10 protein-coding genes and 1 riboswitch are annotated in these 11,016 nt (G+C 41.8%); of the genes, 4 read left to right on the top strand and 6 right to left on the bottom strand.

Annotated features, from left to right (window positions below; translation table 11 throughout):
* Positions 1–22: 22 nt before the first annotated feature.
* Both ACQKMH_RS17135 and ACQKMH_RS17140 read left to right on the top strand, forming a co-directional pair.
* Entirely contained in the window at positions 23–304 is a 282-nt protein-coding gene (locus ACQKMH_RS17135; RefSeq protein WP_427588686.1) for a hypothetical protein, read from the top strand.
* Between the two features lie 13 nt (positions 305–317).
* Complete coding sequence (locus tag ACQKMH_RS17140; protein WP_427588687.1) at positions 318–653, top strand: spore coat protein; 336 nt, start codon at positions 318–320, stop codon at positions 651–653.
* Between the two features lie 82 nt (positions 654–735).
* Here the strand turns inward: ACQKMH_RS17140 and ACQKMH_RS17145 are convergent, their stop codons facing one another.
* The 5 genes from ACQKMH_RS17145 to ACQKMH_RS17165 all read right to left on the bottom strand — a co-directional run bounded on the left by ACQKMH_RS17145 (position 736) and on the right by ACQKMH_RS17165 (position 5,562).
* Positions 736–1,908 carry an FtsW/RodA/SpoVE family cell cycle protein gene (locus ACQKMH_RS17145; protein WP_427588688.1) on the bottom strand — a complete coding sequence of 391 codons (1,173 nt, stop codon included), beginning with the start codon at positions 1,906–1,908 and terminating at the stop codon, positions 736–738.
* A 147-nt stretch (positions 1,909–2,055) separates the two neighbouring features.
* Positions 2,056–2,934 (bottom strand): metal ABC transporter permease, encoded by an 879-nt coding sequence (locus ACQKMH_RS17150; protein ID WP_427588689.1) that lies wholly within the window; start codon positions 2,932–2,934, stop codon positions 2,056–2,058.
* The gene (locus ACQKMH_RS17155) at positions 2,931–3,854 is read right to left on the bottom strand and encodes a metal ABC transporter permease (protein WP_427588690.1); all 924 of its coding nucleotides are present in this window, start codon (positions 3,852–3,854) and stop codon (positions 2,931–2,933) included. Before ACQKMH_RS17155 ends, ACQKMH_RS17150 begins: the two co-directional genes overlap by 4 nt.
* 10 nt (positions 3,855–3,864) lie before the next feature.
* The gene (locus ACQKMH_RS17160; protein ID WP_427588691.1) at positions 3,865–4,620 is read right to left on the bottom strand and encodes a metal ABC transporter ATP-binding protein; all 756 of its coding nucleotides are present in this window, start codon (positions 4,618–4,620) and stop codon (positions 3,865–3,867) included.
* Between the two features lie 15 nt (positions 4,621–4,635).
* Positions 4,636–5,562, bottom strand: a complete 927-nt coding sequence (locus ACQKMH_RS17165; protein ID WP_427588692.1) for a metal ABC transporter solute-binding protein, Zn/Mn family — start codon at positions 5,560–5,562, stop codon at positions 4,636–4,638.
* 783 nt (positions 5,563–6,345) lie between these two features.
* Here ACQKMH_RS17165 and ACQKMH_RS17170 point away from each other — a divergent pair.
* Both ACQKMH_RS17170 and ACQKMH_RS17175 read left to right on the top strand, forming a co-directional pair.
* Entirely contained in the window at positions 6,346–7,308 is a 963-nt protein-coding gene (locus ACQKMH_RS17170; RefSeq protein ID WP_427588693.1) for a LacI family DNA-binding transcriptional regulator, read from the top strand.
* A 242-nt stretch (positions 7,309–7,550) separates the two neighbouring features.
* Positions 7,551–7,735, top strand: a riboswitch (Lysine riboswitch).
* 96 nt (positions 7,736–7,831) lie between these two features.
* Positions 7,832–9,283 (top strand): amino acid permease, encoded by a 1,452-nt coding sequence (locus ACQKMH_RS17175; RefSeq protein ID WP_427588694.1) that lies wholly within the window; start codon positions 7,832–7,834, stop codon positions 9,281–9,283.
* Positions 9,284–9,333: 50 nt separating this feature from the next.
* Here the strand turns inward: ACQKMH_RS17175 and ACQKMH_RS17180 are convergent, their stop codons facing one another.
* Positions 9,334–11,013, bottom strand: coding sequence for a glycoside hydrolase family 13 protein (locus ACQKMH_RS17180; RefSeq protein WP_427588695.1), 1,680 nt, complete (start codon positions 11,011–11,013; stop codon positions 9,334–9,336).
* Positions 11,014–11,016: the final 3 nt, after the last annotated feature.

Raw genomic sequence — 11,016 nt, forward strand, 5'->3', positions numbered from 1 at the left:
GAGAACACTCAAGGGAGGTAGAATGATGGAACAGCAAAATTCGTTTAACAGCCCACAGCAGTCCACCGGTTTTATGAAACAACCGCCGGAATTGGTTTCGGTGAAAGATAGTTTATACTTAACCGATATGCTTGCATGGAATCTGAATGCGATTAAAAAAGCACACTTTTTTGCCGCGCAATGCAAGGACCCGCAAATCATCGATGCGTTAAACCGATGCGGACTCATGCATCAGCGCCATTACGATACCATTCTGACTCATTTGGCCCCAAACCAAAATCAGAATCAACAACAATTTCAATAAAGGAGGGTTCTTGATGCCCAATCAAAACAAAGTCCAAAATCCAGAAACTCCTGTGCCAAAGACACCGCAAATGAATGATCGGGATTTTATAAACGATATGCTTACTACTGAAAAGTATTTCTGTAACTCCTTTTCCGTTGCCTTGCATGAAATGAGTAATCAATCGTTATTTCAAGACATTTTCTCCATCTCGAAAGAAAATCATGAGATGCAGCGCGAGCTTTACAATCTTATGTTCGAAAAAGGCTGGTATAGTTTAGAAAGCGCACAACCGACCAGCTTAAGCCAGTCGTATCAACAATTTTCCGGATATAAAAGCCAATTCCCATATGGATCAAACATTCAATAAACATGCAAACAGGAGCTGGATTCAGCTCCTTTTGTCTTTTTGCTACAAAGAAAGCCGGCCCGTGGTGGGCCGGCTTTCTAATTTAGATATCCGTTGAAAACATGTACTTCTTATAATGATACCGAATGCTGAATATTAAGCCCATGGCCATCATGTTCCCCATTAACGAGCTTCCCCCATAACTGATGAATGGAAGCGGAATGCCCGTAATCGGTAAAAGGCCAACCGTCATGCCGATATTTTGAAAAACGTGAAACGTCAACATGCTTATAACGCCAACACAGATATATGTATAGAAGTTATTTTTCGTGTCCATTCCCGTTTTTGTTATGTGGTAAATCAATAGGAAAAATAAGGATATTATGATACTTGATCCCATAAAACCAAATTCTTCGCCGATGATACTGAAAATGAAATCCGAATGACTCTCAGGCAAATATACTTCCCTTGAGCCTATTCCCTTACCTGTGGTCTGACCGGAGCCAATCGCCAGTAAGGATCTAGTTAAGTGATACCCTTCGGAGCTCGCATAATTATATGGATCCAGCCAAGAATAGATACGTCCGAATTGATAGGATTTTACCCCTAAGTATTTTTCCAGAAGCTCTGGCTTCCAAAGGACAAAATATAGGATTGTGGAAGCAACGACAATTCCCCCCGATACGATCGGCAAGAGAATCTTCCATGATACCCCTGATATGAAAACCATTCCGAGCATGATTGACATGATGACAAGCGAGGTACCTAAATCCGGCTGTTGCATGATTAACAATAGCGGGCCACCGGTCACAAGACCGATTTTAACAAGCAGCCATAAATCCGTTTGAATCGTTTTCAGCGTGTTTTTAAGATGATGGTTCGATATGACGTTTGCTAAAGCCAAAATTAGAAATACCTTCATGAATTCCGAGGGCTGAATCGAACCAATTCCTGGAATGACGTACCAGCTTCTTGCACCATTTATATTTGGTACGATGCTACTTGGCATAAGAATCAGCAATAATAACAAAAACAATCCGAATCCATAGGCATACCAAGATATTTTTTTCAACTGATCAGAATCCAGGGTGATAAACCCCAATACGATCCCAATCCCCACTATATACCAAAAAATTTGTTTAATTAAGAAGTTTTCAGCGTACTGTCCAGTCGTTTGGGCACTATAGATTGCTAAGCAACTTCCAACGCATAACAACAGCAATATTGTGACCAAAGAAAAATCTATTCGTGATGAAAATTTATTTTGTTCTTCCATACTTAACTCTCCCTTAAAAAGGCTCCTGCGATATATCTTTAAATACACTTATTCATTATACTTTAAACAAATAAAATCACAACTATATCGAAGAATAGTTTACAGGCTCCATGAAGTTATCCGCATGGAGCCTGCAGGGAGAGGAAACTATGAATGTGATTCCTTTGACTTCCGCTTTAGGAATCTGCTCACCATTCCATGGCTTGGGGAAAAGAGAAAGGCCAATCCGAATAATAAAGCGGCCGATCCCACCATGCAACCAGATATCGAGGCATCCAAAATGGTAGCTGAATAATAACCGATGAGAGAACTCAGTATTCCAACACCGATACTGACCAAAATCATCCGACTTAAACGGTCTGACAACAGATAAGCTGTTGCAGCAGGTATGATGAGCATTCCAACCACTAAAATGGAACCTACACTATCAAAAGAAGCTACAGTTGTCAGTGAAATTAGGCTCATCAATAAGTAATGAAAGAACAGTACAGGAATTCCCATTGCAGCCGCAAGTGATGGATCAAAGGAAACGAGTTTAAACTGTTTGAAGAAAAGGAAAATCAGTATGAGATTCAAGATCAAACAACTGCCCACAATCCACACCGCTTTTGGTCCGGCCTCGATTCCGCCGATTGTCATCGTGTTCCAGGGTGTATAGGCAATTTCTCCATAAAGGACATGTTCCAGGTCAAAATCTATTTGTTGTGTATACAAGCTCACCAGTACAATCCCCGTTGCAAAAAGGGATGTGAATACAATCCCGATTGCTGCGTCAGATTGAACGCCCGACGATTGGAAAAGCTGGATTAAGAATACTGTAAGTAAACCTAGCGCAGCTGCCCCTATCAGCATTGGAACCGAGTCACGAGTCCCGGTTATTAAAAATGCCAATACGATTCCCGGTAACACGGAATGACTGATGGCATCCCCTATCAACGTCATTTTCCTGACTATTAAAAAACACCCTAATACACTGCATGAACTCGCCACTAATGCTCCGACTAAGATAATCCAAAAATCATTCATGATGGATGGCTCCCTTTCCTTCTTTCCTGTTCGAGAGAATATTTCTTTTTCGTCGATACCCTTCTCCATACAGATGAAAGCACTCCACGTTTAGGTGCAAAAAGCATGGAAAAGAAAAACCATACCGTCGCTGATAAAACAATTAACGGTCCTGTTGGCAAATCATTGACAGATGTACTGATCAACGTGCCGGATACACCACTCAGCATTCCGAATATCCCAGAAAGGATGACCATGATATGCAGCCGCTCTGTCCAGTACCTCGCAGAAACTGCAGGCGTGATTAGTAGAGATGCCATCAATACGACACCAACGGCTTGGATACCGATCACTACAGCTGCCACGATCAGCATCATGATGAAATAATCCAGAAAAACGACCGGCAGTCCCATCCCCTTGGCAAAACCAGGGTCAAAGGACAGTAGCTTGAACTCTTTAAAAAACACGGTACAAGTGAAAATGAGTATAAAGGAAACCGTCATCATCATATATACATCGGACATGACCATTGACGCCGTCTGTCCGAATAGAAAGGTATCCAACCCACTCTGGTTTCCATACTCACTCTGCTGGATTTGTGTAAGCATGACAATTCCGAAACCAAAGAAGGAAGATAAAACAATTCCCAAGGCCGCATCCTGCTTGATTTTACTGTATCTCGTGAGCACACTGATCAAGAAAACAGCCACTAAACCCGCTAGTGCCGCTCCAATCAAAAAGAAGGAAGTGGATTTCACCCCGGTTAATATAAAAGCGACGCAGATTCCTGGTAACGCTGCATGTGCGAGCGTGTCTCCAAGCAAAGACTGCTTTCTGAGGTAGGCAAAACTGCCTATGACTCCACTGCTTAATCCGAGGAACATCGTCCCAAGCAAAATCCACCTTGTATTAGGATCTGTAATAATATCCAGTATGTTCATCGTGTACACCTCATTTTAATAAAAGGCCGGACTTCGTGTCTGATAGTATTGCTAGGCGGCCTCCGTAAGTTTCCTGTAAGTATTCAGGAATGAAAACTTCTTCTGTCGGACCTATTTTCATCACCTTTTTATTCAGTAACATCGTCCAGTCGAAATATTCCTTTACAGTCGATAAATCATGGTGCACAACAAGAACGGTTTTGCCTTTTTCCTTCAATTCCATCAGCAATTGTATGATGGCTTTCTCGGTTGCTGCATCTACCCCTACGAACGGTTCATCCATAAAATAAATATCCGCTTCCTGGGCCAATGCACGAGCCAGGAAAATCCGCTGCTGCTGTCCGCCCGAGAGCTGGCTGATCTGGCGGTTAGCGTATTCAACCATCCCCACTTTATCCAGGCACTCCATCGCCTTCTGCTTTTCAGCCTTCCCTGGTCGCTTCAGCCATCCGAGATGACCATATCTACCCATCATCACGACATCTAGCGCGTTGGTTGGAAAATCCCAATCTACTGATTCCCGCTGTGGTACATAGCCTATACTCTTCCTCATCGATTTATAAGTAGATCCCTTTATTGTGATTTCTCCCGATATTTTTGGAATCAATTCGAGTATTCCCTTTATCAAAGTCGATTTCCCTGCTCCATTGGGGCCTATGATACCGATTAAATTCCCTTCCGGCACCTCAAATGAGACATCTTCGACAACCGGTTTCTTATGATATGCAATCGTTAAATTCTCGACCTTCAAAGCTGCTTGATCCATCTTTTTTCCTCCCCCTTATTTCAAAGCGTGGACGATGGTGTCTGTATTATGACGGACCATACCGATATATGTTCCTTCTTCCGTCCCTTTTTCACCCATCGCATCCGAGAATAATTCACCGCCGATTTTCACTTTGTGCCCTTTCTTCCCAGCTCCTTGAATGACAGCCTCGATAGCCTTCCTTGGCACGCTGGACTCTATGAATATCGCTTTTATTTTGTTTTCCACAAGGTAATTCCGCATATCCGTCACATCTTTTGATCCATATTCCGATAATGTATTGATCCCTTGAAGCCCTCTTACGTCCAAACCATAGGACTGACCGTAGTATCCAAAAGCATCATGTGCTGTAACGAGCACCCGTTGGTCTTCTGGTATTTTATTTATTTCATCTTGAACATATTTATCAAGTTCCTCCAACTGCTGAACATACTCTTCATAATTATCAAGAAACTCTGCTTCATGATCTGGATCATTGGCAATTAACTCTTTCTTCACTGACTCCGCCGCAACCATCCAGAGCTTTACATCAAACCATACGTGGGGATCATGTTCCGTTGCACTCACTTTGCGAAGTTGTTCCTCCTTGAAGTCCTCCGTTACGGCAATCGTCGGTTTATCCTTGCTCATCATTTCAAAGATATCCGTCATTTTCCCCTCTAGATGGATCCCGTTATAAAAAATCATATCTGCTGAATCCAGTGTCTTCACATCACCCTGTGTTGCTTTATATAGATGGGGATCCACTCCGGGTCCCATTAAACTGGTGACCTCGACATGTTTACCGCCAATATTCTCCACCAAGTCCCCTATCATTCCTGTCGTAGCAACTACGTTCAACTTGCCATTGTCCTTATCCAGTTCGGTCGTGTCATTGCCGCACCCCGTTAAAATCAGGATTGCAGCAAGAACGCCCCCAATAGATTTTAGAAAACCCATCATATTCCCTCCTCTTTTTCATTTCCCTAAAAATGTTTGCCGTACGCAAAATTAAGTGTAAATTTTTTTACATTGTCGCAAATGCTAAAAAGTTTCCTCTGCACAACTTATTTTATACTATACACAATTATACAAAAAAAGTGCAACTATTTTTCTTAAAGCCGATATAACTTTTCTAAAAGATCCTTGATTGAATCCACAACAAAAAACTGTCCGGAATATCACTTAGAATTTCCAGACAGTCAGTCATTTCTATGGAGAAAGGCAGGCATGGCATGTTCGACACTAGCGAATCATTCTAACGTTAGAGTTTGTTTGTCCTTACCGACGAAGATATATTTATATTATGGAGTTATAACGGTGAATATAAACTAGGGGACCTTTTTCGAAATCATAAATGATGAACTGTTTAAGGCATGCCCCCGTGCTTAAGGACTTTTATCTTCAAATAAATGTACGATTATTTCAAGACGGGCATCCCGCATTGTTTCAAGGGGGATATTTTCATAGTAGTATCAAGCTTGTACTGCTCCATCATTTTTCCGGCTTCAAAGATATTGCCAAGTACGCCAATCCCAATTCGATACCACAAAGTACAATCAGGCTGATTAAAGTTTGGACCATCATGATTTCCTCCTCCTCTAAGACTTAAACCAATCTTAAAGGATGAAACCCATACCAGAACAAGACCCTTTCTGTAAAAACCTTCAGTAGCCTTATTCTGCTCCCTTGCTCTGAAATGGGTTTCATACGATACAATATAAAAAAAGAAAAAACGGTGATCCCATGACAAATATTAAAGAAATCGCTCAATTTGCAGGTGTATCTGTCTCAACAGTGTCTCGCGTATTGAATAATCATCCATATGTAAGCCCTGATAAAAGAGAGAGCGTTTTACAAGCCATCGATCGCTTGAATTACTCAAGAAACATCAATGCCATTCATCTTTCAAAGGGAAAAACGAATCTTATCGGCATTATCATCCCTTTCACCAATCACCCCTATTACGGGGCAATCGTGCACGGAATTACTAAGCAGGCTAACGCAATAGGCTGCCATATAGTCATCTTTGAAACCCATTATGAAAGAGAGAAAGAAATTCAGGCGTTGAATATGCTGCAAATGAAGCAACTTGATGGCATTATCGTTTGTTCAAGAATTTCGGAAATGAAAGTCCTATTGGATTATCAAAGATACGGTCCGATTATTTTATGTGAAGATACAGCCCAGGCTGAGTTATCGTCGATCAGCATAGATCATTATGCAGCCTTTTCCTGTGCCCTTGAATACGTGATTGCTAAAGGATATAAGAAAATTGGTTACAGTCTCGGCCGTAAAAAGAGCAGGAACAGTTTTCTTCGAACAAAGGCCTTTAATGATATCATGAGAAATCATCAACTTATAAACAATAAAGAATGGCTGTTTGAAGGAAGCTATCACATCAAAGACGGTGAACAATTGTTTCAGGAGTGGAATTCGATGATGGATAAACCGGAAGCCCTCATCATCACTAATGATGACACGGCTGCAGGATTCATTCTTACTGCTAAGAAATCGGGAATAACAGTTCCAAACGATGTCGCCATCCTCGGCTTCAATAATGATAGCCTTAGTGAGCTGCTTGACATCACGACCATTTCCTTGCCGCTGGAATGGATCGGGAAAATGGCAGTGGATCTATTTGAGAATCCTGAAGTAATCAAACATGTGAAGCTGGACTACGCCCTTATAAAAAGAAAGACCGTTTAATGTTATTTTTGTATGTCGCAATTTGATTATTTCCTTTTTCCAATCCTTTTAGAACTAGGAAAAAATAACCACATAAAATAATGATTGCGATATCTATTAGAATATTTTATAATTTTGATATAGTAAAGTTTACTCAATTACTAGCAATCATTTAACGATTTCAAGAATATCTTGAGTAAGATCGTACGACGTCAACTATGCTGGCGCGACGATTTAAGAAAATTGAATACTTCCTCATTTACCGATGAGTTAGAGGCTGCAGCTTATAAAAGTAAAACGGACGAGATTCTGGAAAATTCAAGACTCCGTTTGAAAGGATAAGTTGCCGAAGTTTGGGTATATTCCATGTATATCCTTGCTGGCGGTGTTACCGAACAGGAACATCACTGTCACGTTTTTTCTAAAAGCGTGGGGAGCTATCTTCGGAAGGATAAACGGGTTTATTATAAACAGCCGTCGATCTTTTTCGACTGCTGTTTTTTTATATTTCGTTCCCTTCCAATAAAAAGGAGTGTAACATCAATTGTCAAATTCACAAAAAGCATCAAGCCCTACTGAATTGAAAAGGAGCCTGAAAGCGCGGCACTTAATGATGATTTCATTAGGTGGAACGATTGGAACAGGTTTATTTTTAGCAAGTGGCGGTGCGATTCATTCGGCCGGACCTGGCGGTGCCTTGGTGGCATACGCGGTCATCGGTATCATGGTTTATTATTTAATGACAAGTCTCGCAGAAATGGCATCGTTCATGCCGGTAGCCGGTTCATTCCGTGTTTATGCTTCCAAATTCGTCGATCCATCTTTCGGCTTTGCGATTGGTTGGAACTACTGGTATAACTGGGCAATCACCATTGCCGCCGAATTGGCAGCCGTTGTCTTAATTATGAAGTTCTGGTTTCCTGATAGTCCTTCCTTTATCTGGAGTGGCATCGCGTTAATCATTATGTTTCTTATTAATTATATGTCCGTTAAAGGTTTTGGCGAGACCGAGTTCTGGTTTGCTATGATCAAAGTCGTGACAGTCGTCATTTTCTTGATCACTGGGGTTCTGATCATTCTTGGAATCATGGGTGGGAATGACCCAATTGGTTTTTCAAATTTCACTATGGGCGATGGCCCCTTTAACGGTGGTTTCTTCACGATCTTAGGCGTTTTCATGGCTGCCGGTTTCTCGTTCCAAGGAACGGAATTGCTTGGAGTGACGGCTGGTGAAAGCGAAGATCCAGAAAAAAATATCCCAAAAGCGATCAGATCCGTTTTCTGGCGTATCATTTTATTCTATATCCTTGCCATTTTTGTAATTGGTATGATCATTCCGTTTACTGATTCACGTTTATTGAGTCAAGATGTTGCCGTCAGTCCATTCACGCTCGTATTTGAACGTGCTGGCCTTGCATTTGCAGCATCCATCATGAACGCGATCATTTTATCATCCGTACTCTCTGCCGGTAACTCTGGCATGTACGCTTCAACTCGTATGCTCTGGGACTTGGCACGTGATGGGAAAGCGCCGAAATTCCTTGGAAAGTTAGATAAAAGAGGAGTACCCGTGAATGCACTTATCCTAACTTCTTTAGTTGGCTGCGTTGCATTCTTAGCTTCATTTTTCGGAGATGGTGTCGTTTATATTTGGTTATTGAATGCTTCAGGTATGGCTGGATTCGTAACATGGGTCGGGATAGCTCTTGCCCACTATCGGTTCCGCAAAGCCTACGCAGCTCAAGGCCTTGATTTGAATGCTTTACCATACAGGGCCAAAGGCTTCCCATTCGGGCCAATATTCGCACTTGTTCTATGTATTATCATTATCATTGGGCAAGGCTATCAGGCTTTCAGCAGCAACGGGATTGACTGGAATTCAATGTTCGTTTCCTACATTGGCTTGATTCTATTCTTCGTCCTATGGTTCGGTTATAAAATTAAGCACAAAACGAAAATCATTCCCCTTGAGGAATGTGATCTTAAATCAAAATAATACGTAAAAAGTCCATGGTCTCCTCAAATGAAGGAGACCATGGACTTTTTTCATTTCAAATGATAAACACGACATTCATATGGACGCAGAGGTTTGATGGAGATCCCCTCTTCCTCCTGTTCATAATTGCCGATCAGCCTTGTACTAGAATAGGAATGTAGCTCTTCTGGCAAAGAAAAGGAGGCCTGCTCCTCTTTAAAGTTGCATAGTACCAGCAGCTTTTCATCATCAAGCGTTCTCGTATAGGCAAATATTCGTTCATCATGGGGCAAGAGCAGTTCAAAACGGCCATAAACGATGATTTCATGCTGTTTGCGTAGTTGGATAAGACGTTTATAAAAATGAAAAATGGAATTCGGATCATTGTAGGCTCTCTCTGCATTAATTTCGGGAAAATTCGGATTAACCTTAATCCAAGGAATCCCTTTCGTGAATCCTGCGTTCCGGGAGTCATTCCACTGCATCGGTGTCCTCGCGTTATCCCGGCTGCGAGCATGGATGGCTGACATCATCCGCGCTTTAGACCAGCCATGTGAATTGACGAGTTCGTCATATGAATTCAACGTTTCGATATCCCGGTATTCATCCTTGCTTTCAAATGCAACATTGGTCATGCCCAGCTCTTCCCCTTGATATATATAAGGTGTCCCTTGAAGCATATGAAGACAAGCGGCAAGCATCTTTGCGCTTTCAATACGGTACTTTCCATCATTCCCAAACCTTGAGACAATCCGGGGCTGATCATGGTTGTTCCAGTATAAACTGTTCCAGCCATTGCCCTCTAAACCAGTTTGCCACTTGGATAGAATTCGCTTTAAATCGCTTAGCTTCCACTTATCGTTACTCCATTTCCCTGCTGGTCCACCCCCCAAATCCATATGTTCGAATTGAAAGACCATATGTAGCTCATTACGATCTTTTCCTGTGAACAATTGCGCTTCCTCCGGGGTGACGCCTGGCATTTCCCCAACGGTAATCACGTCATATCCAGATAGGACCCGATGATTGATTTCCTGTAAAAACTCATGTATACGCGGGCCATTCAGGAAAAAAGGACTTCCATCGCCATACTTCTTTTCATGATGAACGGTTCCATCTGAATAGCTCTGATCTTTTGAAAGGAAGTTGATGACATCCATCCGAAATCCATCGACACCTTTATCCAGCCACCAGGTCATCATGTTGTAGATTTCTTCACGAAGCTTAGGGTTCTCCCAGTTTAAGTCCGGCTGTTTCTTGCTGAATAGATGTAAATAATATTCATCCGTTCCTTCATCATATTCCCATGCCGAACCTTTAAAAATGGACTCCCAATTATTTGGCTCGGCTCCATTCTTTCCAGGTTTCCAAATATAAAAATCACGCTTTGGATTATCTTTTGAGGATCGGGATTCCTTGAACCATGAATGTTCATCCGAGGAATGATTGACGACAAGATCCATCATGATTTTCATTCCTCGTTCATGCACGGCCTTCAGCAACAATTCAAAATCAGCCATGGTTCCGAATTCTGTCATGATTGATCGATAGTCACTGATATCATACCCATTATCATCATTAGGAGATTGATAAACAGGTGAGAACCATAACACATTCACACCCAGCTCCTGTAAATAGTCTAGTTTCATCAATATTCCATTTAAATCCCCTATCCCATCTCCATTACTATCCATAAAACTCCGAGGGTACACTTGATACACAACAGCCTCTTTCCACCATGTTTTGTACATGCC

Origin of the sequence: Peribacillus sp. NPDC097895 (assembly GCF_050277555.1) — a bacterium.
In the GTDB taxonomy this organism is placed as follows: domain Bacteria; phylum Bacillota; class Bacilli; order Bacillales; family DSM-1321; genus Peribacillus.